The organism is Streptomyces filipinensis (genome assembly GCF_014649495.1).
Classification (GTDB): domain Bacteria; phylum Actinomycetota; class Actinomycetes; order Streptomycetales; family Streptomycetaceae; genus Streptomyces; species Streptomyces filipinensis.
In genome coordinates, this window is the sequence record NZ_BMTD01000002.1 from 457,164 (window position 1) to 481,632 (window position 24,469).

Sequence of the window (24,469 nt, forward strand, 5' to 3'; positions counted from 1 at the left end):
CCCCGTGACCAGCGGGAAGTTGATTTCGGCCGTCAGGCCTCCGCGCCGGCCTTGCGGGTGTGCAGCTGCCGGGCCACCTCGGCGATCGACCCCGAAAGGGAGGGGTACACCGTGAACGCGTTCGCGATCTGTTCGACGGTCAGATTGTTGTCGACGGCGATCGAGATGGGGTGGATGAGTTCCGAGGCGCGGGGCGCGACGACCACACCGCCGACGACGATGCCCGTACCCGGACGGCAGAAGATCTTCACGAAGCCGTCCCGGATGCCCTGCATCTTGGCGCGCGGGTTGCGCAGCAGGGGCAGCTTGACGACCCGGGCGTCGATCTTGCCCGCGTCCACGTCCGCCTGCGTGTAGCCGACCGTCGCGATCTCGGGGTCGGTGAAGACGTTGGAGGAGACGGTCTTCAGGTTGAGCGGGGTCACCGCGTCGCCGAGGAAGTGGTACATGGCGATACGTCCCTGCATGGCGGCGACGGACGCGAGGGCGAAGATCCCGGTCACGTCACCGGCCGCGTAGACGCCCGGAGCGGTCGTGCGCGACACCTTGTCGGTCCAGATGTGCCCCGAGTCGCGCAGCTTGACGCCGGCCTCCTCCAGGCCGAGCCCCGCGCTGTTCGGGATGGCGCCGACGGCCATGAGGCAGTGCGAGCCGCTGATGACCCGGCCGTCGGCCAGCGTCACCTCGACCCGGTCGCCGACGCGCTTGGCGGACTGGGCGCGGGAGCGGGCCATGACGTTCATGCCACGGCGGCGGAAGACGTCCTCCAGGACGGCGGCGGCGTCCGGGTCCTCGCCGGGCAGCACGCGGTCACGGGACGACACGAGGGTGACCTTGGAGCCGAGGGCCTGGTAGGCACCGGCGAACTCGGCACCGGTGACACCCGACCCGACCACGATCAGCTCGTCCGGCAGCTCGGTGAGGTCGTAGACCTGGGTCCAGTTCAGGATGCGCTCGCCGTCGGGCTGGGCGTCGGGCAGCTCGCGGGGGTGACCGCCGGTGGCGATGAGGACGGCGTCGGCGGTGAGGGTCTCCTCGGTGCCGTCGGCGGCGGTGACGACGACCTTGCGGGACCCGTCGAGGGCCTGCATGCCCTCCAGCCGGCCCCGGCCGCGCATGACCCGGGCGCCAGCCCGGGTGACGGAGGCGGTGATGTCGTGGGACTGGGCGAGGGCCAGCCGCTTCACCCGGCGGTTGACCTTGCCCAGGTCCACCCCGACCACCCGGGCGGCCTGCTCCAGCGGCGGCGTGTCGTCGGCGACGATGATGCCCAGCTCTTCGTACGACGAGTCGAAGGTGGTCATCACCTCGGCCGTGGCGATGAGCGTCTTCGACGGCACGCAGTCGGTCAGCACCGACGCTCCGCCCAGACCGTCGCAGTCGACGACGGTCACCTCCGCACCGAGCTGGGCGGCCACCAGGGCCGCCTCGTATCCGCCGGGTCCGCCACCGATGATCACGATCCGAGTCACGTACTCCATTGTCCCGCACCCTTCAAGGTGCTACTGCCCCGGGGCACGCGGAAGCTTCGGCTGGGACAGGAGTGACCCGCGTTTCCCCTGCCGTACCCTCTCCCCATGTCGCTCTATGCCGCCTACGCCGGCAACCTCGACGCGGGCCTGATGTCCTTCCGTGCCCCGCACTCCCCGCTGCGCGCCACGGGCTGGCTGAACGGCTGGCGGCTGACGTTCGGCGGCGAGCAGCTGGGCTGGGAGGGCGCGCTGGCGACGATCGTCGAGGACCCGCTCGCGCAGGTCTTCGTCGGCCTGTACGACATCGCACCGATGGACGAGGAGTCCCTCGACCGGTGGGAGGGCGTGGGCCTCGACGTCTACCGCCGGGTACGGGTGCGGGTGCACACGCTGGACGGCGAGGAGGCGGCCTGGACGTACGTCCTGAACGGCTACGAGGGCGGCCTGCCCTCGGCGCGCTACCTGGGCGAGATCGCGGACGCGGCGGAGTCGGCGGGGGCGCCCCACGATTACGTGATGGAGCTGCGGAAGAGGCCGTGCTGACGGACAGCGGATCCTAGACTCGGAACACCGGCGCACCCACGGGAGATCGCATGGCCCCCGCCACGTATGACGTCTACTACACGGTGCAGGCCGCAGAGGCCCGCGACCGGCTCGACGACCGGCAGCGCAGCGCCTTCGACAAGGGCATCGCCCTGCTGGCCCGCGACCCGTTCCTGTCGGTGTCGCGGCCCATAGGCTCCACGGGCGACGACCGCACCATCCGTCTCACCCAGAACATCCTGGTGGAGTACACGGTCAGCCGGGGCCGGCTGCTGATCTTCATCGTCGAGGTCTTCAACGACAAGGACGTCCTCATCACCGACGAGTGACCGCCGGGTGACGGCCGGACCGCTCTCGGCATCCCTTGTGGAAAACGACAAGACAACGATCCCAATCCCGTGACGTCTCTCATCTACGCGCGTAGGCGAAGAGCGGCTACCCTCGTCCACGTGAACGCATCTCTCCTTCCGGACGACATCCAGGGCGACCCGTACGCCGCCGCCGACGCCGCCGCCGCTCGCCTGCGCGAACTGACCGGCGCCGAGACCCACGACGTCGCCCTCGTGATGGGCTCCGGCTGGGCTCCGGCCGTCGACGCCCTGGGCGCACCCGACGCCGAGTTCCAGGTCACCGAGCTGCCCGGCTTCCCGCCGCCGGCCGTCGAGGGGCACGGCGGCAAGATCCGCTCGTACTCCTTCGGTGACAAGCGCGCTCTGGTCTTCCTGGGCCGCACGCACTACTACGAGGGCCGTGGCGTCGCCGCCGTCGCCCACGGCGTCCGTACGGCCGTGGCCGCCGGCTGCAAGACGATCGTCCTGACCAACGGTTGCGGCGGTCTGCGCGAGGGCATGCGCCCCGGCCAGCCGGTGCTGATCAGCGACCACATCAACCTGACGGCGACCTCGCCGATCGTCGGCGCCAACTTCGTCGACCTGACCGACCTGTACTCCCCGCGCCTGCGCGCCCTGTGCAAGGAGATCGACCCCTCCCTGGAGGAGGGCGTCTACGCGCAGTTCCCCGGCCCGCACTACGAGACCCCGGCCGAGATCCGCATGGCCCGTGTCATCGGCGCGGACCTGGTCGGCATGTCCACGGTCCTGGAGGCCATCGCCGCGCGCGAGGCGGGCGCCGAGGTGCTGGGCATCTCCCTGGTCACCAACCTGGCGGCCGGCATGACCGGCGAGCCCCTCAACCACGAGGAGGTCCTCCAGGCGGGCCGCGACTCGGCCGCGCGGATGGGCCAGCTGCTGGGCCAGGTGCTGGGCAAGCTGTAAGCGCCGCCGAACCCATCCGCTCGCCTCTGGGCCGACCGTTTCCGGTGGGCGGGTGGGAAACGGGGGTACGGGGGCACGGCCCCCGGTGGACCAGGCAAACACGGAGAGGTTGATCCCAAGGTGCACGACGATCTCATCGCCCGGGCCAAGGCTTGGCTCGCCGAGGATCCCGACCAGGAGACGCGCGACGAACTGGCCAAGCTGATCGAGGCCGGTGACACAGCGGAGCTGTCCGCCCGTTTCAGCGGCACGCTGCAGTTCGGCACCGCCGGCCTGCGGGGCGAGCTGGGCGCCGGCCCGATGCACATGAACCGCTCGGTCGTCATCCGCGCCGCAGCGGGCCTCGCCGCGTACCTGAAGAACAAGGGCCAGACCGACGGGGTCGTCGTCATCGGCTACGACGCCCGCCACAAGTCCGCCGACTTCGCCCGGGACACCGCCGCCGTGATGACCGGCGCCGGCCTGCGCGCGGCCGTCCTGCCGCGCCCGCTGCCCACCCCGGTCCTGGCCTTCGCCATAAGGCACCTCGGCGCGGTGGCCGGCGTGGAGGTCACCGCCAGCCACAACCCGCCCCGCGACAACGGCTACAAGGTCTACCTCGGCGACGGCTCCCAGATCGTGCCGCCCGCCGACGCCGAGATCGCCGCCGAGATCGACGCGATCGTCTCCCTGAACGACGTACCCCGCCCGGACTCCGGCTGGCAGACCCTGGACGAGTCGGTCCTGGAGGCCTACCTGGCCCGTACGGACGCGGTCCTGGCGGCCGGCTCCCCCCGCACCGCCCGCACCGTCTACACGGCGATGCACGGCGTCGGCAAGGACGTCCTGCTCGCCGCCTTCGCCCGCGCCGGCTTCCCCGAGCCGGTGCTGGTCGCCGAGCAGGCCGACCCGGACCCCGACTTCCCGACGGTGGCGTTCCCCAACCCGGAGGAGCCGGGCGCGATGGACCTGGCGTTCGCCCAGGCCCGCGCCACGGACCCCGACCTGGTCATCGCCAACGACCCCGACGCCGACCGCTGCGCGGTGGCCGTCAAGGGCGGCGACGGCTGGCGGATGCTGCGCGGTGACGAGGTCGGCGCGCTGCTCGCCGCCCACCTGGTCCGGCGCGGGGCGCAGGGCACCTTCGCCGAGTCGATCGTCTCCTCCTCCCTCCTCGGCCGGATCGCCGCGAAGGCGGGGCTGCCGTACGAGGAGACCCTGACCGGCTTCAAGTGGATCGCCCGGGTGGACGGCCTGCGCTACGGCTACGAGGAGGCCCTCGGCTACTGCGTGGACCCCGACGGTGTGCGCGACAAGGACGGCATCACCGCCGCCCTCCTGATCACCGAGCTGGCCTCGGAGCTGAAGGAGGAGGGCCGTACGCTGCTCGACCTGCTCGACGACCTCGCGGTCGAACACGGCCTGCACGCCACCGACCAGCTCTCGGTGCGCGTCCAGGACCTCTCCCTCATCGCGGACGCGATGCGCCGCCTGCGCGAGCAGCCGCCGACCGAGCTGGCGGGCCTGGCCATCACGCGGGCCGAGGACCTCACCCGGGGCACGGAGAGCCTGCCGCCCACCGACGGCCTGCGCTACACCCTGGAGGGCGCCCGCGTGATCGTCCGCCCGAGCGGCACCGAGCCGAAGCTGAAGTGCTACCTGGAGGTCGTCGTACCGGTCCCGGACCACGCCGCCCTGCCGACGGCCCACGCCCGCGCGACAGACCTCCTGACGGCCATCAAGCAGGACCTCTCGGCCGCGGCCGGCATCTAGTCCCATCCCGGGAAGGGGCGCCCCACCCGGGGCCCCTTCTCCGTCGGGGCGTCCCTCGGGGCGTCCCCGGGAGCATCCCCGGGGGCGTCCCCACCCGCCGCCGCGGCGTCGCTCAGCCCGTGGCCAGCAGGATCGCGAACAGGACCGCGCCCGCGAGCGCCGGTGCGACCACCTCGTACGCCCACCGCACGGTGACCTCTCCCTGCGCGGACTCCTCCTCGCCGCGCCGGTCCAGCAGCTCCCGCAGTTCGTCCATGACCTGGTCGGTCTCCGCGCGGGTCGGTCCGCTCTGGTCGCCGGCCCCCGCGCCGGCGCCGAAGGCGCCCAGGCCACCGAACCCCCGCCGCGCCGGACCCCCGCCGTGCGCCGCGTCCGAAGCCGCCCGCGCCTTGCGCGCCTCCGCCTTCTTGCGGGCCCGCAGCGAGACGGGAACGGACCACAGCTGGTACTTGGCGCCGGACTTGGCGACGACCTCGTTGGAGTAGCCGGAGCGCAGCGAGGCGACCTCGCCCCAGGGCAGGCTGACCACCCGGAACGGGTTACGGATCCGCAGCCGGTCCTCGCCCGCGAAGACCGCCGGGCGCAGCGTGAAGGCGACCACCAGCGGCACCGCCAGGATCATCCCGGCGAGCGCCAGCCACGGGGCGCGGCCGTGGCCCTGGAACAGCGCGTCGAAGCCGAGCCAGCCGACGACGAGGAGCAGCAGCACGCCGCCCGCGAGGGCCATGGGCGAACGGTAGATCCGGTCCTGGGCGGTGGGCACCGGAGGCTGTGGCGCGGGTGACTGGTGGTCCGGGGTCGTCATGGTCCCGATTCTGCATGACGGGGCCGCCGGTGCCGCCACGCGGCCCGGCACCGGCGCTCATCCGTGATCTTGGAGTGAGATATGAGCACCGGGTGCGCCCCGGGGCTATACATTCGCTACGCGCGTAGATATGCTCGTCGGGTGACCATGCCCACTACCGCACCCACAGCTCACGCTCTCTCGGATGTCACCGCGTCCGACAGCACGCTGCGCCGCTTCCTGCACGGGCTGCCCGGCGTCGACGCGGTCGGCCTGGAGGCGCGCGCCGCCTCCCTCGGCACCCGTTCCATCAAGACCACCGCGAAGGCGTACGCCATCGACCTCGCCATCTCGATGGTCGACCTGACGACGCTGGAAGGCGCGGACACCCCGGGCAAGGTCCGGGCGCTCGGCGCCAAGGCGGTCCACCCCGACCCGACGGACCGGACGACCCCGACCACGGCGGCCGTCTGCGTCTACCCCGACATGGTGGCCGTCGCCAAGGAAGCCGTCGCCGGCTCCGGCGTGAAGGTCGCCTCGGTCGCCACCGCCTTCCCGGCCGGCCGTGCCGCCCTCGAAGTGAAGCTGGCGGACGTCCGTGACGCCGTCACCGCGGGCGCCGACGAGATCGACATGGTCATCGACCGGGGCGCGTTCCTCGCCGGCAGGTACCTCAAGGTGTACGACGAGATCGTCGCCGTGCGGGAGGCCTGCGGTGACAGCGCCCGCCTGAAGGTCATCTTCGAGACCGGTGAGCTGTCGACGTACGACAACATCCGCCGCGCGTCCTGGCTCGGCATGCTCGCCGGGGCGGACTTCATCAAGACCTCGACCGGCAAGGTCGCGGTGAACGCGACCCCCGCGAACACGCTCCTCATGCTGGAGGCGGTGCGCGACTTCCGCGCCCAGACCGGCATCCAGGTCGGCGTGAAGCCCGCGGGCGGCATCCGTACCACCAAGGACGCGATCAAGTTCCTGGTCCTGGTCAACGAGACCGCGGGCGAGGACTGGCTGGACAACCACTGGTTCCGCTTCGGCGCCTCCTCGCTGCTGAACGACCTGCTGATGCAGCGTCAGAAGCTGGCCACCGGCCGCTACTCCGGCCCCGACTACGTGACGGTGGACTGATCACCATGGCTTCCGTATTCGAATACGCACCGGCGCCCGAGTCCCGCTCGGTCGTCGACATCGCCCCCTCCTACGGCCTGTTCATCGACGGCGAGTTCGCCGAGGCGGCCGACGGCAAGGTCTTCAAGACCGTCTCGCCGTCGACCGAGGAGGTCCTCTCCGAGGTCGCCCAGGCCGGCGAGGCGGACGTCGAGCGCGCGGTGAAGGCCGCCCGCAAGGCGTTCGAGAAGTGGTCCGCGCTGCCGGGCTCCGAGCGCGCGAAGTACCTGTTCCGCATCGCCCGGATCATCCAGGAGCGCAGCCGTGAGCTGGCCGTCCTGGAGACGCTGGACAACGGCAAGCCGATCAAGGAGACGAGGGACGCCGACCTGCCCCTCGTGGCCGCGCACTTCTTCTACTACGCGGGCTGGGCCGACAAGCTCGACCACGCCGGTTTCGGCGCGAACCCCAGGCCACTGGGCGTGGCCGGCCAGGTCATCCCGTGGAACTTCCCCCTGCTGATGCTGGCGTGGAAGATCGCCCCGGCCCTCGCGACCGGCAACACGGTCGTCCTGAAGCCGGCCGAGACCACTCCCCTGTCCGCCCTCTTCTTCGCGGACATCTGCCGCCAGGCCGGCCTGCCCAGGGGTGTCGTCAACATCCTTCCGGGCTACGGCGACGCGGGCGCCGCGCTCGTCGCGCACCCCGACGTGAACAAGGTCGCCTTCACCGGCTCCACGGCCGTCGGCAAGGAGATCGCGCGGACCGTCGCGGGCACCCGCAAGAAGCTCACCCTGGAACTGGGCGGCAAGGGCGCCAACATCGTCTTCGACGACGCCCCCATCGACCAGGCCGTCGAGGGCATCGTGACCGGCATCTTCTTCAACCAGGGCCAGGTCTGCTGCGCGGGCAGCCGCCTGCTGGTGCAGGAGTCGGTCCAGGACGAGCTGCTGGACTCCCTCAAGCGCCGCCTGTCCACGCTGCGCCTCGGCGACCCGCTGGACAAGAACACCGACATCGGCGCGATCAACTCCGCCGAGCAGCTGGCCCGGATCACCGCGCTGACCGAGCGGGGCGAGGCGGAGGGCGCCGAGCGCTGGTCCCCGGCCTGCGAACTGCCGTCCTCCGGCTACTGGTTCGCCCCGACGCTCTTCACGAACGTGACCCAGGCGCACACCATCGCCCGTGACGAGATCTTCGGCCCGGTGCTGTCCGTCCTGACCTTCCGTACGCCGGACGAGGCGGTCGCCAAGGCGAACAACACGCAGTACGGGCTGTCGGCGGGCATCTGGACCGAGAAGGGCTCGCGGATCCTGGCGGTGGCGAGCAAGCTCCGCGCGGGCGTGATCTGGTCCAACACGTTCAACAAGTTCGACCCGACCTCGCCGTTCGGTGGCTACAAGGAGTCGGGCTTCGGCCGCGAGGGCGGCCGCCACGGCCTGGAGGCGTACCTCGATGTCTGACCGACTGTCTGTCTTCAAGACCTACAAGCTGTACGTCGGCGGGAAGTTCCCGCGTTCCGAGAGCGGCCGGGTGTACGAGGTGTCGGACTCGAAGGACAACTGGCTGGCCAACGCTCCGCAGTCCTCCCGCAAGGACGCCCGTGACGCGGTCGTGGCCGCACGCAAGGCGTTCGGCGGCTGGTCCGGCGCGACCGCCTACAACCGCGGTCAGATCCTGTACCGGGTCGCGGAGATGCTGGAGGGCCGCCGCGAACAGTTCGTGCGCGAGGTGGCCGACGCGGAGGGCCTGTCCAAGTCGAAGGCCGCCGCGGTCGTGGACGCGACGATCGACCGCTGGGTCTGGTACGCCGGCTGGACCGACAAGATCGCCCAGGTGATCGGCGGCGCCAACCCGGTCGCCGGCCCCTTCTTCAACCTCTCCTCCCCGGAGCCGACCGGTGTGGTCGCCGTCCTGGCCCCGCAACAGTCGTCCTTCCTCGGCCTGGTGTCGGTCGTGGCCCCCGTCATCGCCACCGGCAACACGGCGGTCGTGGTCGCGAGCGAGAAGGCCCCGCTGCCGGCCCTCTCGCTCGGCGAGGTGCTGGCCACCTCCGACGTGCCGGGCGGTGTGGTCAACATCCTGTCCGGCCGTACGGCGGAGATCGCGGCGCCGCTGGCCGCGCACCAGGACGTCAACGCGATCGACCTGGCGGGCGCCGGCGAGGAGCTGGCGAAGGAGCTGGAGATCGCGGCGGCCGACAACCTGAAGCGCGTGCTGCGTCCACAGCCTGTGGATTACTTCGAGACGCCGGGCACCGACCGGATGACGGCGTTCCTGGAGACCAAGACGGTCTGGCACCCGACGGGTTCGCTGGGCGCCTCCGGCTCGTCGTACTGAGGTCGTACTGAGCGAGGGCGCGTACCGGGCGGGCCGCCCGTGGCGCCGACGGGTCCCCACGGCCGAGAGCCGCGTCTTCCCCCCGTCCGGGGAAGACGCGGCTCTCTCGTGCGCCGCCGGTCCGGTTCAGGCCGCGCCGCCGCCCAGCAGGCCCCCCACGGTCCGCTCCAGCGTCGGCACGGCGCCGACCGTCCCGGTCTCGACGAGCGGGCCGGTGAAGTCCGAGACGTCGCCGCCGTCGTCCCTGCGGCTGGTGACGCCGGCGACCGGGGTGTACCGGAGGGCCTGGACGGGGACGGTGGCGTACTGCAGCCCGCTGGTCGCGCCCTGCAGGGCGGCCTGCGGGGCCGTCGCCCCGAAGGAGGTGGGGGGCCGCCAGGGGACATCCGCGAGGCGGGCGGTGTCCGCGGACGCCGTCGCCGCGCCCACCCCCAGCGCCGCCGAGGCGGTCGCGAGGACGATCAGGGCGCGCTGCGCGGTGTGGTTCGGGGGGAACACGTGTCGTGCCATCCAGGGGCCGCCTTCTGCTGCGGGGGGTAACAGAGTCGACACGAAGAGTAGTTGAGGTGGGAGTCACGCTCAAAAGCCGACCCGCGGGGTCGGCAGGCGGCTCCCCATGCGTCAAACTGGTGTTCCGTGAGCCTTCATCTCCCGTCCCCCGCCCGTGTCGTGCTGCTGTGCGGCCCCTCGGGCTCGGGCAAGTCCCTCGTCGCCGCCCGCTCCGGGCTCCCTGTGCTGCGCCTCGACGACTTCTACAAGGAGGCCGGGGATCCGACTCTGCCGCTGGTGGCGGGGAGTTCGGACATCGACTGGGACCACCCCGGATCATGGGACGCGGACGTCGCCGTCGAGGCCATAGCCCGGCTGTGCACCACCGGGTCCACGCCGGTGCCGGTGTACGACATCGCGCGCAGTGCCCGTACGGGCGAGGAGACGCTGCACATCGGCCGCACCCCGCTGTTCATCGCCGAGGGCATCTTCGCCGCGGAGATCGTCGAGCGCTGCCGGGAACGCGGTCTGCTGGCGGACGCGCTGTGCCTGACCCGGGGTCCCGTCACCACCTTCCGCCGCCGCTTCCTGCGCGACCTGCAGGAAGGGCGCAAGTCGGTGCCGTTCCTGCTGCGCCGCGGCTGGCGGCTGATGCGCGCGGAGCGGACGATCATCGCCCGCCAGGTGTCCCTGGGCGCGCATCCGTGCGGCCGGGACGAGGCCCTCGGCCGGCTCGCCGCGGCGGCCGCGGGGCGGCAGGTGCGCCAGACGGTGGCGTGAGCGGCGTACGGCAGCAGAACGGGACTGGTTGGACCCCCCGGCCCACCAGTCCCGTCCCCTTGCTCCCCCGTTTTCCCGCGTCCCCCGCGAACCCACCCCCCGGTGGTCCCCCGTGATTCCCCCGTGTCCCCCCTCGGGTCACCCCCCAGTGACCCCTGACCTTCAGGCGACGAGCTCGCCGAAGGCGTCCTCCTCGTCACGGCCGAAGCTGAGGACCTCGTCCTCGCGCAGCCGGCGGAGCGACCGCCAGATGCTGGACTTCACCGTGCCGACACTGATGTCGAGGATCTCCGCGATCTCCGGGTCCGTGCGGCCCTCGTAGTAGCGCAGGACCAGCATGGTGCGCTGGAGTTCGGGCAGCCGGGCCAGCGCCTGCCACAGGACCGCGCGCAGCTCGGTGCCGCGCATCGCGTCCGTGTCGGAGGGCGTCTCCGGCAGTTCCTCGGTCGGGTACTCGTTGAGCTTGCGGCGCCGCCAGGCGCTGATGTGCAGGTTGGTCATGGTGCGGCGGAGGTAGCCGCCGACCGCCGCCTTGTCACTGATCCGGTCCCACGCCTTGTACGTCGAGAACAGCGCGCTCTGCAGCAGGTCCTCGGCCTCGAAGCGGTCACCGGTCAGGTGGTAGGCGGTGGCGTACAGGGAGGCGCGGCGCTCCTGGACGTAGGCGGTGAACTCCGCCTCGCTCAGCGAGCGGCGCCGCTCCCCCGAGTCCTCCCTGTACGCGCTTCCCCCGTGCGTCTCCCCCGTGGGCGCGTCAACCACCGTCATGTAGGGCTGAAGCCCCTGCTGCGCATACGCGGTGTGCTGACGCCCGGTGCCGCGAGCGCACCCCCGCCCGCTCACGGCACCGGACTTCTCGGAACCCCGGTGCACGTCGTGCAGGCGCGTGACTACGGCGCTGGTGCTGATGCTGTGCAGCGTGTTCATCTCGCGCTCCCCGTCGTGGACTTGCGGTGGTTCGGTCGTGCCCGGGCCGGTCGGACTGCCGCCCTGCCCGTGACCAAAAGACTGCCGGGGTCACTTCATGGACGTGTCCGCCGACTGTCACAGACCTGTCACAGGGCTTCGGCCCAGGGTCGTCACAGCATGTGCACAGCCGATGGCCGTAGGGAGAGGCCGGTGCGCGCAGGTCGTACGACACCCCGTCCATGGGCCAGAATGAGCCCGTGCCTTCCCTGTTGCTGATCGAGGACGACGACGCCATCCGTACGGCCCTGGAGCTCTCCCTGACGCGCCAGGGCCACCGGGTGGCGACCGCTGCCAGCGGTGAGGACGGACTGAAGCTGCTGCGCGAGCAGCGGCCCGACCTGATCGTGCTGGACGTGATGCTGCCCGGCATCGACGGCTTCGAGGTGTGCCGCCGCATCCGGCGCACCGACCAGCTGCCGATCATCCTGCTGACCGCGCGCAACGACGACATCGACGTCGTGGTCGGGCTGGAGTCCGGCGCCGACGACTATGTCGTCAAGCCGGTCCAGGGCCGGGTGCTGGACGCCCGGATCCGGGCCGTGCTGCGGCGCGGGGAACGCGAGTCCAGCGACTCGGCGACCTTCGGCGGCCTCGTCATCGACCGCTCGGCGATGACCGTGACGAAGAACGGCGAGGACCTGCAGCTGACCCCGACCGAGCTGCGACTGCTGCTCGAACTGAGCCGGCGGCCCGGTCAGGCGCTGTCCCGGCAGCAGCTGCTGCGGCTGGTGTGGGAGCACGACTATCTGGGCGACTCCCGCCTGGTGGACGCGTGTGTGCAGCGGCTGCGCGCCAAGGTGGAGGACGTGCCCTCGTCCCCGACCCTGATCCGTACCGTCCGTGGTGTCGGCTACCGCCTGGACGCGCCTCAGTGACCGATACGCAAGGAGGGCTGCGCGGCTGGGCCGCGGGGCGCGGGGGAAGTCTGTCGCGGCTCAGGTTCACCAGCCTCAGGCTGCGCCTGGTGGTGGTCTTCGCACTGGTCGCGCTCACCGCCGCGGTGTCGGCCTCCGGCATCGCCTACTGGCTGAACCGGGAAGCGGTGCTCACCCGTGCCCAGGACGCGGTGCTGCGCGACTTCCGGCAGGAGATGCAGAACCGCGCGGGCGCGCTGCCGGAGCACCCCACACAGGACCAGCTGCAGCGCGCGGCCGGCCAGATGGCGGCGAGCAGCCAGCACTTCAGCGTGCTCCTGGTCGCCCAGGACGCCGACGGCAAGACGGTGTACGGCAACTCGGGCGGCATCAACGGCTTCTCGCTGGAGGACGTGCCGGTCTCGCTGCGCGCGGCCGTGAACAAGCAGCAGAAGGTGACCGACACCAACAACGAGCCGTACCACCTGTACTGGCAGCGCGTGGTGGACCACGGCACGCCGTACCTGGTGGCCGGCACCCGGGTGATCGGCGGCGGTCCCACCGGCTACATGGCGAAGACCCTGGAGCCGGAGGCCAAGGACCTCAACTCGCTGGCCTGGTCGCTGGGCATCGCCACCGGGCTCGCGCTGATCGGTGCCGCGCTGCTCGCGCAGGCCGCCGCCACGACCGTGCTGAAGCCGGTGCACCGGCTCGGCGTGGCCGCCCGGCGGCTCGGCGAGGGCAGGCTGGACACCCGGCTCAGGGTGTCCGGCACCGATGAACTGGCGGACCTCTCGCGGACGTTCAACAACGCGGCCGAGGCGCTGGAGCAGCGGGTCGCGGAGATGGCCGCGCGGGACGAGGCCTCCCGGCGTTTCGTCGCCGACATGTCGCACGAGCTGCGGACGCCGCTGACCGCCATCACCGCCGTGACGGAGGTGCTGGAGGAGGAGCTGGAGTTCGAGTCGGGGAGCATCGACCCGATGATCGAGCCGGCGGTCCGGCTGGTGGTCAGCGAGACCCGGCGGCTGAACGACCTCGTCGAGAACCTGATGGAGGTCACCCGCTTCGACGCGGGCACCGCCCGGCTGGTCCTGGACGACGTCGACCTCGCCGACCAGATCACCGCCTGCATCGACGCCCGGGCCTGGCTGGACGCGGTCGAGCTGGACGCCGAGCGCGGTCTGCACGCCCGGCTCGATCCGCGCCGGCTGGACGTCATCCTCGCCAACCTGATCGGCAACGCGCTCAAACACGGCGGATCGCCGGTGCGGGTGTCGGTACGGGAGTCGGACGACTCGGTGCTGATCCAGGTCCGCGACCACGGTCCCGGCATCCCCGAGGACGTCCTGCCGCACGTCTTCGACCGCTTCTACAAGGCGAGCGCCTCCCGGCCCCGCTCCGAGGGCAGCGGCCTGGGACTCTCCATCGCGATGGAGAACGCCCACATCCACGGAGGCGAGATCACCGCCGCCAACTCACCCGAGGGTGGCGCGGTGTTCACGCTCACGCTGCCACGCGACGCCTCCCGGCTGACGGAGGAGACGGGCGAGAGCACACCGGACGACGAGCAGGGCGCGAACGACAGTTCAGGAAAGGAGGGGGCATGACCGCGCGGACCGTCAGACGCCGCCTGCTGGCGGTGCCCCTCCTGGGCCTGTTGCTCAGCGGCTGCGGCATCCGGGCCACCCAGGTGCCGACCGACTTCGGCGCGGCGCCCTCCCGGGTGCCGTGCACGCTGGCCGGACCGGATCTGTCCAAGCAGTCCGCGCAGGGCGTGCCCGTACAGGTCTTCCTGCTCTGCGGGGCGTCCCTGGTGGCCGTCGACCGGACGGTACGCGTCCCCGAGGGCACCCCGGACGCACAGCGCCGGGTGATCGTGGCACAGGGCCTGCTGGACCAGCTCGCCGCGTCGCCGTCGGCCGCGGAGCGCTCCGCGGGCTATGCGACGTACGTGCCGGGCGGTCTCAGCGTGCGCGGGCCCGGCCCGAAGGAGCCCGAGGACACGCTCCACCTGAGCACGGCACCCGCGCGCCTGACGTCCTACGCCCTGGCCCAGCTGGTGTGCACGCTGTCCGACTCGGCGGCGACGGAGGGCGACGGCTCGGTCATCCTGGGCGGCCCGCGCGACGGCACGCTGCGCCGCTACGAATGCACGGACGACGTCCGCGACCGTCCGGGCAGCATCCAGCCCCCGTCCAGTGGCATCGTCGGTCACTGAGCGGTCTCGCGCGCACCTGCGGGCGGTCGCGCCTCCCCGGTTCCGTGAGCGGAAAGTTGCGGGGTGGAACCGTTCGTACCCGGCCCTGCGTCTAGGGTGGCGTGCAGCGTCAAGGCTCCATCGGCGGCAGCGCCGCGATCCGTATCCGGGTGACAGGGGGTGTCCTCCTCGTCGCCCACCTGACCGTCGTGGCCTGGCTGATGCTGCGGCCCCTGGACGTGCCCTGGGTGACACCTCCCAACCTGCACCCGCTCGCCGGCATCCGGGCCGACCTGGCTCTGGGCTGGCCGCAGGCCGCGAGACCCATCGGCGAGGGACTGGCACTGCTCGCCCCGCTGGGGGTGCTGCTGCCGATGGCGCACGGCAGGCTCGCCGTCTCGCCGCTCGCCTCCCTGCTCCGCACGGCCGCCGCGGCCACCCTGCTCTCCCTCGGCATCGCCCTGCTGCAGACCGGCGTGCCCGGCAGGGTGGTGGACGTCGACTCGATGCTCCTCAACACCGCCGGCGTGATCCTGGCCCATCTGCTCGTGGTGCCCGCGGGCCGCGCCCGGCTGCGCCGACGGGAGACGCACGAGCACGCCGGTGCCGGCACCCTCACCGTCCAGGAGGAGCTCTCTCAGGGACGTACCCCGACGATTCCCAGGGTCGGCATAGCTCCGTAGAGTGACGCTTCGTCCCCTTCGTCTCCGTACCGTTGAAGACAGCTGAAGACACCTGACGACAGCGAACCGACGACCACGGAGGAGTCGACATGAGCGCCCTTGCCCGTCCCACCCACGGCCGCGTGATCGGCGGAGTGTGCGCAGCGCTGGCACGGCGCTTCGGCACCTCCGCCACGACGATGCGGGTGATCTTCCTGCTGTCCTGCCTGCTGCCCGGCCCGCAGTTCCTGCTCTACATAGCGCTGTGGATCCTGCTCCCGGCGGAGGACAAGACGCGCACCGCCTGGTGACCGTCGAGGCGGGGGCCCCGTAGCGGTCCCCGCCGTGCCCGGAACGCCGTCGGGGCGCTCCCGGATCTGACCGGGGCGCCCCGTCGGCGTCGTACGGCGGTCGGCGTCAGCCGAGCGACACCCCGTTCACGGGCAGGCCGTGCGTGGGCAGGTCCTGCACCGGCAGTCCGCCGAGACGGCTGTGCACCGGCCCGGTCGCTCCCTGCTTCAGCGCGTTCTCGACGGCCGGCTGCGCGGCCGCCACGCCGGCACCGAGGGCGTCCTGCCCCCGGGTGAGGGCGTCGGCGGCACCCGGCTGGGCCGCGCCGACGTTCTCGGCCGGCAGCGTCCTGGTGACGTTGTCCAGCGCCGGGGCGGTGTCCGGCAGGGCCGGGGCCGCGTGGGCCGCGCCCGCGCCGATGGCGGCGAAGGCGGCACCGAGAGCGGCGACACCGAGGGTCCTGGCAGCAGAGTGCTTCATGGGAAATGCGTCCTTGCCATGAGGGGACGGAACAAAAACGATGAACGGTCCTCGACCGTAAACACGCCCGCTCGCCCGCCGCAAACACCGAAATGCGGACGGCTTGTGAACCCCTGTTCACAAGCCGCGCCCCATGCGAGCCGCCTTTATCCCGCCGAACCGGAAGAACCGCTGGTGGAGGCCGTTTGCTGAAACAGCCATTCGGACTTCAGCTCCGCATATCCGGGCTTGACGACGTCATTGATCATCGCAAGCCGTTCATCGAAAGGAATGAACGCCGATTTCATCGCATTGACCGAGAACCACTGCAGATCGTCGAGCGTGTAACCGAACGCCTCGACGAGCCGCTCGAATTCCTGACTCATACTCGTGTGCGACATCAGCCGGTTGTCGGTGTTTACGGTGGCCCGGAAGTGCAGCCGGCGCAGCAGCCCGATCGGATGCTCGGCGTAGGAGGGCGCCGCCCCGGTCTGCAGATTCGAGCTGGGGCACAGCTCCAGCGGGATGCGCTTGTCGCGGACGTACGACGCCAGTCGGCCGAGCCGCACCGACCCGTCCTCGCGGACCTCGATGTCGTCGATGATCCGCACGCCGTGCCCGAGCCGGTCGGCGCCGCACCACTGCAGCGCCTGCCAGATGGAGGGCAGCCCGAAGGCCTCCCCGGCGTGGATGGTGAAGTGGTTGTTCTCGCGCTTGAGGTACTCGAACGCGTCGAGGTGCCGGGTGGGCGGATAGCCGGCCTCGGCACCGGCGATGTCGAAGCCGACCACGCCCGAGTCGCGGTAGCGGTTGGCGAGTTCGGCGATCTCCAGGGAGCGGGCCGCGTGCCGCATGGCGGTCAGCAGCGCGCCGACCCGGATGCGCCGGCCGTCCTCGCGGGCGAGCCGCTCGCCCTGCCGGAACCCCTCGTTGACGGCCTCGACCACTTCCTCCAGGGCCAGCCCGCCGTCCAGGTGCTGCTCGGGGGCGTACCGGACCTCGGCGTAGACGACCCCGTCCTCGGCGAGGTCCTCGGCGCACTCGCGGGCGACCCGGACGAGCGCCTCCCGGGTCTGCATCACCCCGACGGTGTGCTGGAAGGTCTCCAGGTACCGTTCCAGCGAGCCGGAGTCGGCGGCCTCGCGGAACCAGATGCCCAGCTTGTCCGGGTCGGCCTCGGGAAGGTGCGAGTAGCCCGTCGCCTGGGCGAGTTCGACGACGGTGCCCGGGCGGAGCCCGCCGTCGAGGTGATCGTGCAGCAGAACCTTGGGCGCCCGGCGGATCTGGTCCGGCGTCGGAACGTGCGCCGGGACACTCACCGGAACGGTTCCGGTCGGTGCAGTCTGGCTCGTCATTTCCGCACTGTAACTCCTACGCGCGTAGAGGGCCCGGTGAACGCGACGGCTCTTTCACAGCACTTTTCCGGCGCTTTCCCGTCGATACGCAACGGTGACCGCGCGTACGGGTTTCGTCCACCGACCCTTCTGACACTGTTCTGTCATGGGACAGCGAGCGACACCGGTCCGAACGGCCGGGCTGGGAAAGGCGGTCGGCCCGGTGCCGACGGCGGTGAGCGGAGCGGTCCTGCTGCTCCCCGGCGGGGAGGAGGTCTCCGCCCGCAGGCCGTCCCCCGTGCGTGCGACGGTCGCGCTGCGCTCACTGGGCCGGCGTATCGCGCGCGCGGGCCGGGCCGAGGGGCTGGCCGTGCACACCGTGCGGTACCGCTACCGGGGCTGGAACGGAAGCGAGGCACACCTGGCGATGGACGCCGAGTGGGCCGCCGACGAGGTCGTACGGCGGTACGGGGACGTTCCCGTGTGCCTGGCCGGGGTGGACATGGGCGGACGGGCGGCACTGCGGGCCGGCGGGCACGAGGCCGTCAACTCCGTGATCGCGCTGGCCCCTTGGCTGCCGGAGGAGGACGTGGCCGCGCCTGCCGAGCCGGTGAAGCAGCTCGTGGGCCGGCGGGTGCTGATCGTGCACGGCACGAACGACGAACGCACCGACCCCGAGCTGTCGTTCCGGTTCGCGGCGCGGGCGAAGAAGGCGAACCGGGAGGTGTGCCGGTTCGAAGTGCACTCCGACGGGCACGGGTTGCACGGCCATCGGGACGAGGTCGCCTGGCTGACGGTCGACTTCACGATGGGGGCGCTGTTCGGGCACTCCGTGTCCCGCCCCGTCGAGGACGCGCTCGCCGCTCCGCCGCCGATCGGTCTGCGGATGCCGCTGGCCGCGGGGTTCGGCCGGTCGTTGAGACGGTAGAGCCGTCCCTCACGTGGGCAGCAGGTTGCCCCTTCGCGACAGCAGGAACCTCTTGAAGGCGGCCACCGGCGGGGTGTCCGGGCGGTCGGCCAGCCAGGCGACACCGATCTCGCGGACCGCCCTCGGGGCCGTCACCGCCAGTTCGGCCACGCCCGGCCTCGGGACCGTCGGCGGTGGCAGCAGAGCCACCCCCAGCCCGGCCGCCACCAGGCCCCGCAGGGTCTCCGCCTCCTCGCCCTCGAAGGCGACCCTCGGCCGGAAGCCGGCCTCCCCGCACAGCGCGTCGAAGATGCGGCGCAGGCCGTAGCCGGGTTCCAGGGTGACGAAGGTTTCCTCGGCCGCCTCGGCGAGGCGGACGCGGCGGCGGGTGGCCAGGCGGTGGTCTGCGGGGACGACCAGGCGGAGCTTCTGCTCGTCCAGGCGGCGGGCGACCAGGTCGGGGGCGTCGGGGACGGGTGAGGTGAGGCAGAGGTCCAGCTCTCCGGCGCGCAGGCCTTCCAGCATGGCCTCGCCGTAGTTCTGGACCAGGCTGAAGCGGACGCGCGGGTGGTCGGCGCGGAAGGCCTGCAGCAGCCCGGGCACGGTCTCCGCACCCATGGTGTGCAGGAAGCCGAAGGCGACCTTGCCGGTGGCCGGGTCGGCGTCGGCGCGCACCTCCTCGGCGGCCCGCTCGATCTCGGCGAGGGCGCGTTCGACGGAGGAGAGGAAGGTGCGGCCGGCGGGGGTCAGGGACACCGTGCGGCCATGGCGGGCGAACAGGTCGACGCCGAGGTCCTGCTCCAGGCGGACCATCGCGCGGGAGAGGGTGGACTGGGGGACGTTCATCTCGTGCGCGGCCCGGGTGACGTGCTCGGTGCGGGCCACGCCGGCGAAGTACGCGAGGCGCGGGGCGAGCACCCGCGACATCTCAGACGTGTCTTCTGTGTCACCGGACGGTGACAGGCGGGCCTGTGAGCTCTGCTGATGCGCCATGGGAACGATTATGGCGAATTCATGCATTGGACGGATGAGACAGGCCCTCCTACGGTCGAGGCATGTCTCCCGCCAGTACCGGGGCGTCCACCACCATGGACGCCGCCACGCACGTCCCTTCCGTCGACTCCACCGACTCCGACACCCGTATGAGCCCGGGCGGCCCCGGCTACCGCCGGATGAGCCTCGCCCTCTTCCTCGCCGGAGTCGCGACGTTCGCCCTCCTCTACTCCACGCAGGCCCTGCTGCCGCTGATCTCCGGCGAGTTCGGGGTCGAGGCGAGCGAGGCGAGCTGGACCGTGGCGGCCGCGACCGGCGGACTGGCGCTGTGCGTGCTGCCCATGAGCGCCCTGTCGGAGCGTTTCGGGCGCCGTGCGGTGATGACGGCCTCGCTGGCCGTCGCGGTCACGGTCGGCATGCTGGTGCCGTTCGCCCCGTCGATCGGCGTGCTGGTGGCGCTGCGGGCGCTGCAGGGCGCGGCCCTGGCCGGTCTGCCGGCCTCGGCGCAGGCCTATCTGGCCGAGGAGGTCCGGCCGAAGGCGCTGGTCACGGCGATCGGCCTGTTCGTCGCGGGCAACAGCGTCGGCGGCATGAGCGGCCGGGTGATCACCGGCTGGGTGGCCCAGGAGTGGGGCTGGCGGGTCTCGGTCGGCGTGATCGGCGTGATCGCGGTGGCGTGCGCCGTGGCGTTCCGGCTGCTGTTGCCGGCCCCGAAGCACTTCAGGGCGGGCTCGCTGCGGCCCCGCGTCCTGCTCGGCACGGTCCGTGACCACCTCGCCGACCCGCTGCTGCGGCGCCTCTACGCGATCGGCGCGCTGTTCATGACGGTGTTCGGCGGTGTGTACACGGTGATCGGCTACCGGCTGACGGGCGCGCCGTTCGGGCTGCCGCAGGGCATCATCGGCTCGATCTTCCTGGTCTACCTGGTGGGCACGGTGTCCGCGTCCACGGTCGGGCGTCTGGTGGGCCGGCTCGGCCGCCGGGGCGCGCTGTACCTGGCGGGCGGTACGACGGCGGCGGGCCTGCTGCTCTCGGTGGCGCCCTCGCTGCCGCTGGTCCTGCTGGGCCTGGTCCTGATCACGGCGGGCTTCTTCGCGGGCCACGCGGTGGCCTCCTCGGCGGTCAGCAAGACGGCCGCCCACGGCCGCGCCCAGGCCTCGGCGCTGTACCAGTCGGCTTACTACATCGGCTCCAGCGTCGGCAGCACGGTCGGCGCGACGGCGTTCCGCGCGGACGGCTGGGGCGGCACGGTGGCGGTGGGCCTGCTCGCGGTGGCCGGCGTGGTCACCATCACGGTGCTGGGCACACGTGCGGCCCGGGTGGCGGCCCAGCGCTCACTCGTGGCCAACGCGCACTGAAACGCCCCGTCAGGGGCGCGCGGAACCGCGCGAACCACCACCACGCCGCCGCCGCACCCGCGTCGAGCCGCACCCCGAGTTCTTGGGCACCCGTCCGACCTGCGCGTCTTCCCATCCAGGGGGCCGTTGTCAGTCCCCTGCGGTAGCTTCCGAATGGGCGCGAAGCAGCGCCTGAGGCACAGCCGCAGGGGTGGGTGGACGATGGGCGACAGCACAGCGACGGCGGACCTCGACGTCGCACTGGAGAAGCACCGGACCGAGCTGACCGGGTACTGCTACCGGATGCTCGGTTCCTCCTTCGAGGCCGAGGACGCGGTGCAGGACACCCTGGTGCGGGCCTGGCGGAGCTACGACAAGTTCGAGGGCCGCTCCAGCCTGCGCTCGTGGCTGTACCGGATCGCGACGAACGTGTGCCTGGACATGCTGACGGCGGGCAACAAGCGGGCGCGGCCGATGGACCTCACCGAGTCGACGCCGCTCGCCCAGGCGGCCCTGGCCCCCCGCCCGGACCACACCTGGCTGGAGCCGGTGCCGGACGCGCGGGTGCTCCCGACGGCCGGCGACCCGGCGGAGGCCGCCGTCGCGAAGGAGTCGATCCGGCTGGCCTTCATGGCGGCCCTGCAGCAGCTGCCGGCCAAGCAGCGGGCGGTGCTGATCCTGCGCGAGGTGCTGGCCTGGAAGGCGAGCGAGGTCGCCGAGCTGCTGGACACCACCGTCGCCTCGGTCAACAGCGCGCTGCAGCGGGCGCGGGCCACGCTCGCCGAGCGCGCGGACGCGAGCCCCGAGGGTGCGGTCTCGGACCCGCTCGACGAGGAGCAGCGAAAGCTCCTGGAGCGCTATGTGAAGGCCTTCGAGGGGTACGACATGACGGCGCTGACGGCGCTGCTCCACGAGGACGCCGTCATGACGATGCCACCGTTCGACCTGTGGCTGCGCGGCCCGGCCGACATCACGGGTTTCATGGCCACCCTCGGCGCCTCCTGCGCCGGCTCCCGTCTGCTGCCGGTGCAGGTCAACGGCCTGCCGGGCTTCGCGCACTACAAGCCGGACCCGGAGAACGGCGGGTTCGCGCCCTGGGCGGTTCAGGCGCTGGAGCTGTCAGACGGCCGGATCACCGGTTTCCACTGCTTCCTCGACACCAAGCGCTGGTTCCCGCTCTTCGGCCTGCCCCTCCATCTGGAAGCGGAGGCCGACGAGGTCGAGCAGGGCGGGTAGCGCGGGATCGGGGTCCCGCAGCCGGATCCGCCCGCCGGCCCGGCGGGCGGTCAGCGCCAGCCGGGCCAGCAGGTCCACGACGGCCAGTCCCGGGGGCCCCAGCCCGCCCAGATCGCATACGACGACGCGGGCGCCACCGCCCGCCAGCAACTCCCGCACCTGGGCGCACAGCCCCGCCACCTCGTCACGGGTGACGGGGCCGGGCAGCACGAGCACGGCGGGTTCCTTGGCTTCCACGTGCGGTAGACCAGTGGGCCGGGCGTAACTCATCGGGCCCGGGCCGGACGGAGATCACATTGACCACCCGCTGCCCGGCGCCGGAGGGTGGGCCCCGTGACGGGGGTGCTGAGCGGGTTCGCGGTGATCGCGGTCGTCATCGGGGTGGGCTATGTGCTCGGGCGACGCGGGACGCTCGGCACCCAGGGCGCCGAGGTGCTGACCCGGCTGGCCTTCACGGTGGCCGGACCCGCCCTGCTGTTCACGACCCTCGCCCGCGCCGACCTCTCGGTCCTCTTCTCCGCGCGGCTGCTGGTGACGGCGCTCAGCACGGCCGCCGTGTCCGGGGTCTTCGTGGCGGTCGGCGTGCTGCGACGCTGGGGTGTGGGCCGTACGACCATCGGCGCCCTGTGCTCCGGTTACGTCAACTCGGGCAACCTCGGCATCCCGATCGCGGCGTACGTCCTGGGTGACGCGTCCCTGGTGGCGCCGGTGCTGCTGTTCCAGGTGGTCCTGGTGACCCCGGTCGCGCTGACCGTGCTGGACCTGTCCGGCACGGGCGAGAAGGGCACGGTGTGGCGTCGTCTGCTGACGCCGTTGCGGAATCCGATAGCGGTGGGCTCGCTGTCGGGGGTGGTGGTGTCGGCGGCGGGCGGGCACGTCCCCGGTCCCCTGCTGAGCCCCCTGACCCTGATCGGCAACATGTCCGTCCCGGCGGCGCTGCTGGCCTTCGGCATGTCCCTGCACGGCAGTTCGGTACCGGGCCGGGGCAGGGACCGCAAGCCGGTCCTGCTGTCGGTGGCGTTGAAGTCGCTGGGGCAGCCCGCCGTGGCGTGGGCCCTGGCGAGGTGCGTCTTCGGCCTGCACGGCGCGCCCCTGCTGGCCGTGGTGGTGACCTCGGCCCTCCCGGCCGCCCAGAACCTGTTCACCTACGCCAGCCGCTACCGGGTGGCCGAGGCCCTGGCCCGCGAGTCGATCCTGCTGTCGACGGCCGTGTCGGTACCGGTGCTGGTGGGGGTGGCGGCGGTGCTGGGCTGACGCCGGGCCCGTCGACGGGAAGCCCGCCGGTGCCGACCGCCGGGCCGAACGGCCCGCGAGCTCCCCGGGATCGCCGAACGGGACCGGTGGTGGTCCACCGATCCCGTTCAGCCGGACGATGAATCCCCTGGTCAGGCGATGCGTTCCAGCACCACCGGCGTCGCCGTGAAGTCCGTGCCCGCCGCCGCGATGTCGTACGAACCCGCCACCGCCTGCAGCGCGTACTCGAAGCGCTCCGGGGTGTCGGTGTGCAGGGTCAGCAGCGGCTGGCCCGCCGTCACCATGTCGCCCGGCTTGGCGTGCATCTCCACGCCCGCGCCCGCCTGCACCGGGTCCTCCTTGCGGGCGCGGCCGGCGCCCAGGCGCCAGGCGGCGACACCGATGTCGTAGGCGTCCAGGCGGGTCAGGACTCCGGAGGACGGGGCCTTGATCACGTGCTGCTCCCTGGACGTGGGCAGCTGCGCGTCCGGGTCGCCGCCCTGCGCCGCGATCATCCGGCGCCACACGTCCATCGCCGAGCCGTCGGCCAGAGCCTTCGCCGGGTCGGCGTCCTTGACGCCCGCCGCGTCGAGCATCTCGCGGGCCAGCGCGACGGTCAGCTCCACGACGTCCGCCGGGCCGCCGCCCGCCAGGACCTCGACCGACTCACGGACCTCCAGCGCGTTGCCCGCCGTCAGACCGAGCGGCGTGGACATGTCCGTCAGGAGCGCGACCGTCTTCACGCCGTGGTCGGTGCCCAGGCCGACCATCGTCGAAGCGAGCTCACGGGCGTCCTCGATCGTCTTCATGAAGGCGCCCGTGCCCACCTTCACGTCCAGCACGAGCGAACCCGTACCCTCCGCGATCTTCTTCGACATGATCGAGGAGGCGATCAGAGGGATGGCCTCGACGGTGCCGGTGACGTCACGCAGCGCGTACAGCTTCTTGTCCGCCGGGGCCAGGCCGTCGCCCGCCGCGCAGATCACCGCGCCCGTCGTGTCCAGGACGTGCAGCATCTCCTCGTTGGAGAGCAGAGCGCGCCAGCCGGGGATCGACTCCAGCTTGTCCAGGGTGCCGCCGGTGTGGCCGAGGCCCCGGCCGGAGAGCTGGGGGACAGCGGCGCCGCAGGCCGCCACGAGGGGCGCCAGGGGCAGGGTGATCTTGTCGCCGACGCCGCCGGTGGAGTGCTTGTCGGCCGTCGGGCGGGACAGCGCCGAGAAGTCCATGCGCTCGCCGGAGGCGATCATGGCGGCCGTCCAGCGGGCGATCTCGCGGCGGTTCATGCCGTTGAGCAGGATCGCCATGGCGAGCGCGGACATCTGCTCGTCGGCGACCTCGCCGCGGGTGTACGCGTCGATGACCCAGTCGATCTGCGCGTCGGTCAGCTCGCCGCGGTCCCGCTTGGTGCGGATGACGGAGATGGCGTCCATGGCCATGGCTGATGGCTTCCTTC

26 protein-coding genes are annotated in these 24,469 nt (G+C 72.0%); 17 read left to right on the plus strand and 9 right to left on the minus strand.

The genetic code is table 11. The features are described from left to right. Positions 1-32: 32 nt before the first annotated feature. Entirely contained in the window at positions 33-1,481 is a 1,449-nt protein-coding gene (locus IE244_RS07070) for an NAD(P)H-quinone dehydrogenase (protein WP_191871752.1), read from the minus strand. 96 nt (positions 1,482-1,577) lie between these two features. On the opposite strand from IE244_RS07070, the gene IE244_RS07075 reads away from it, so the two are divergent. The 4 genes from IE244_RS07075 to IE244_RS07090 all read left to right on the plus strand — a co-directional run bounded on the left by IE244_RS07075 (position 1,578) and on the right by IE244_RS07090 (position 5,041). Continuing rightward, the gene (locus IE244_RS07075; protein ID WP_031163999.1) at positions 1,578-2,015 is read left to right on the plus strand and encodes a gamma-glutamylcyclotransferase; all 438 of its coding nucleotides are present in this window, start codon (positions 1,578-1,580) and stop codon (positions 2,013-2,015) included. Between the two features lie 50 nt (positions 2,016-2,065). Next, a complete protein-coding gene (locus tag IE244_RS07080; protein WP_191871753.1) occupies positions 2,066-2,344 on the plus strand; it encodes a type II toxin-antitoxin system RelE family toxin in 279 nt (92 codons plus the stop codon). Positions 2,345-2,464: 120 nt separating this feature from the next. Then, the gene (locus tag IE244_RS07085; protein WP_191871754.1) at positions 2,465-3,289 is read left to right on the plus strand and encodes a purine-nucleoside phosphorylase; all 825 of its coding nucleotides are present in this window, start codon (positions 2,465-2,467) and stop codon (positions 3,287-3,289) included. 120 nt (positions 3,290-3,409) lie between these two features. Then, positions 3,410-5,041 (plus strand): phospho-sugar mutase, encoded by a 1,632-nt coding sequence (locus IE244_RS07090; protein ID WP_191871755.1) that lies wholly within the window; start codon positions 3,410-3,412, stop codon positions 5,039-5,041. 112 nt (positions 5,042-5,153) lie between these two features. Here the strand turns inward: IE244_RS07090 and IE244_RS07095 are convergent, their stop codons facing one another. After that, positions 5,154-5,846: a PH domain-containing protein gene (locus tag IE244_RS07095; RefSeq protein WP_191871756.1), complete on the minus strand. Its 693-nt coding sequence runs from the start codon at positions 5,844-5,846 to the stop codon at positions 5,154-5,156. Positions 5,847-5,993: 147 nt separating this feature from the next. Between IE244_RS07095 and deoC the strand changes: the two genes are divergently transcribed. From deoC to IE244_RS07110, 3 genes are read left to right on the plus strand one after another with little or no spacing between them, the layout of a single operon-like run. Continuing rightward, a complete protein-coding gene (deoC, locus tag IE244_RS07100; protein WP_191872138.1) occupies positions 5,994-6,953 on the plus strand; it encodes a deoxyribose-phosphate aldolase in 960 nt (319 codons plus the stop codon). A gap of 5 nt (positions 6,954-6,958) precedes the next feature. Continuing rightward, positions 6,959-8,395 (plus strand): aldehyde dehydrogenase family protein, encoded by a 1,437-nt coding sequence (locus IE244_RS07105; RefSeq protein WP_191871757.1) that lies wholly within the window; start codon positions 6,959-6,961, stop codon positions 8,393-8,395. Continuing rightward, positions 8,388-9,272, plus strand: a complete 885-nt coding sequence (locus tag IE244_RS07110; RefSeq protein WP_191871758.1) for an aldehyde dehydrogenase family protein — start codon at positions 8,388-8,390, stop codon at positions 9,270-9,272. Before IE244_RS07105 ends, IE244_RS07110 begins: the two co-directional genes overlap by 8 nt. Before the next feature lie 126 nt (positions 9,273-9,398). Here IE244_RS07110 and IE244_RS07115 read toward each other — a convergent pair whose 3' ends face one another. Then, a complete protein-coding gene (locus tag IE244_RS07115; protein WP_191871759.1) occupies positions 9,399-9,782 on the minus strand; it encodes a hypothetical protein in 384 nt (127 codons plus the stop codon). 159 nt (positions 9,783-9,941) lie between these two features. Here IE244_RS07115 and IE244_RS07120 point away from each other — a divergent pair, with 159 nt between their 5' ends. Further along, positions 9,942-10,541 (plus strand): uridine kinase family protein, encoded by a 600-nt coding sequence (locus tag IE244_RS07120; protein WP_191872140.1) that lies wholly within the window; start codon positions 9,942-9,944, stop codon positions 10,539-10,541. A gap of 162 nt (positions 10,542-10,703) precedes the next feature. On the opposite strand, the gene IE244_RS07125 is transcribed toward IE244_RS07120, so the two are convergent. Further along, on the minus strand, positions 10,704-11,468 hold the full coding sequence (locus IE244_RS07125) for a SigE family RNA polymerase sigma factor (protein ID WP_191871760.1): 765 nt from the start codon (positions 11,466-11,468) through the stop codon (positions 10,704-10,706). Positions 11,469-11,707: 239 nt separating this feature from the next. Here IE244_RS07125 and afsQ1 point away from each other — a divergent pair, with 239 nt between their 5' ends. The 5 genes from afsQ1 (at position 11,708) to IE244_RS07150 (ending at position 15,537) form a co-directional block, all read left to right on the plus strand. After that, entirely contained in the window at positions 11,708-12,385 is a 678-nt protein-coding gene (gene afsQ1, locus IE244_RS07130) for a two-component system response regulator AfsQ1 (RefSeq protein WP_181925159.1), read from the plus strand. Beyond that, positions 12,382-13,974 (plus strand): ATP-binding protein, encoded by a 1,593-nt coding sequence (locus tag IE244_RS07135; protein ID WP_229853989.1) that lies wholly within the window; start codon positions 12,382-12,384, stop codon positions 13,972-13,974. The genes afsQ1 and IE244_RS07135 overlap by 4 nt, the downstream gene beginning before the upstream one ends. Then, positions 13,971-14,585 (plus strand): hypothetical protein, encoded by a 615-nt coding sequence (locus IE244_RS07140; protein ID WP_191871761.1) that lies wholly within the window; start codon positions 13,971-13,973, stop codon positions 14,583-14,585. The genes IE244_RS07135 and IE244_RS07140 overlap by 4 nt, the downstream gene beginning before the upstream one ends. A 101-nt stretch (positions 14,586-14,686) precedes the next feature. Continuing rightward, the gene (locus IE244_RS07145; protein ID WP_191871762.1) at positions 14,687-15,247 is read left to right on the plus strand and encodes a VanZ family protein; all 561 of its coding nucleotides are present in this window, start codon (positions 14,687-14,689) and stop codon (positions 15,245-15,247) included. An 89-nt stretch (positions 15,248-15,336) separates the two neighbouring features. Continuing rightward, positions 15,337-15,537 (plus strand): PspC domain-containing protein, encoded by a 201-nt coding sequence (locus IE244_RS07150; RefSeq protein WP_031164028.1) that lies wholly within the window; start codon positions 15,337-15,339, stop codon positions 15,535-15,537. 106 nt (positions 15,538-15,643) lie between these two features. Here the strand turns inward: IE244_RS07150 and IE244_RS07155 are convergent, their stop codons facing one another. Both IE244_RS07155 and IE244_RS07160 read right to left on the minus strand, forming a co-directional pair. Next, positions 15,644-15,997 (minus strand): ATP-binding protein, encoded by a 354-nt coding sequence (locus tag IE244_RS07155; RefSeq protein ID WP_191871763.1) that lies wholly within the window; start codon positions 15,995-15,997, stop codon positions 15,644-15,646. Between the two features lie 146 nt (positions 15,998-16,143). Further along, positions 16,144-17,331 carry an adenosine deaminase gene (locus IE244_RS07160; protein ID WP_191871764.1) on the minus strand — a complete coding sequence of 396 codons (1,188 nt, stop codon included), beginning with the start codon at positions 17,329-17,331 and terminating at the stop codon, positions 16,144-16,146. A 145-nt stretch (positions 17,332-17,476) separates the two neighbouring features. Here IE244_RS07160 and IE244_RS07165 point away from each other — a divergent pair, with 145 nt between their 5' ends. Then, the gene (locus IE244_RS07165; RefSeq protein ID WP_191871765.1) at positions 17,477-18,238 is read left to right on the plus strand and encodes an alpha/beta hydrolase family protein; all 762 of its coding nucleotides are present in this window, start codon (positions 17,477-17,479) and stop codon (positions 18,236-18,238) included. Positions 18,239-18,247: 9 nt separating this feature from the next. On the opposite strand, the gene IE244_RS07170 is transcribed toward IE244_RS07165, so the two are convergent. Beyond that, the gene (locus tag IE244_RS07170; RefSeq protein WP_191871766.1) at positions 18,248-19,210 is read right to left on the minus strand and encodes a LysR family transcriptional regulator; all 963 of its coding nucleotides are present in this window, start codon (positions 19,208-19,210) and stop codon (positions 18,248-18,250) included. A 62-nt stretch (positions 19,211-19,272) separates the two neighbouring features. Between IE244_RS07170 and IE244_RS07175 the strand changes: the two genes are divergently transcribed. Both IE244_RS07175 and IE244_RS07180 read left to right on the plus strand, forming a co-directional pair. Next, positions 19,273-20,568 (plus strand): MFS transporter, encoded by a 1,296-nt coding sequence (locus IE244_RS07175; protein ID WP_191871767.1) that lies wholly within the window; start codon positions 19,273-19,275, stop codon positions 20,566-20,568. 201 nt (positions 20,569-20,769) lie between these two features. Further along, positions 20,770-21,783: a sigma-70 family RNA polymerase sigma factor gene (locus IE244_RS07180; RefSeq protein ID WP_191871768.1), complete on the plus strand. Its 1,014-nt coding sequence runs from the start codon at positions 20,770-20,772 to the stop codon at positions 21,781-21,783. On the opposite strand, the gene IE244_RS07185 is transcribed toward IE244_RS07180, so the two are convergent. Continuing rightward, a complete protein-coding gene (locus IE244_RS07185) occupies positions 21,667-22,053 on the minus strand; it encodes an STAS domain-containing protein (RefSeq protein ID WP_191871769.1) in 387 nt (128 codons plus the stop codon). The two genes, IE244_RS07180 and IE244_RS07185, sit on opposite strands and share 117 nt — an antisense overlap. Positions 22,054-22,116: 63 nt before the next feature. Here IE244_RS07185 and IE244_RS07190 point away from each other — a divergent pair, with 63 nt between their 5' ends. Continuing rightward, entirely contained in the window at positions 22,117-23,037 is a 921-nt protein-coding gene (locus IE244_RS07190; protein ID WP_191871770.1) for an AEC family transporter, read from the plus strand. Between the two features lie 131 nt (positions 23,038-23,168). Here IE244_RS07190 and IE244_RS07195 read toward each other — a convergent pair whose 3' ends face one another. Then, entirely contained in the window at positions 23,169-24,446 is a 1,278-nt protein-coding gene (locus tag IE244_RS07195; protein WP_191872144.1) for a thymidine phosphorylase, read from the minus strand. Positions 24,447-24,469: the final 23 nt, after the last annotated feature.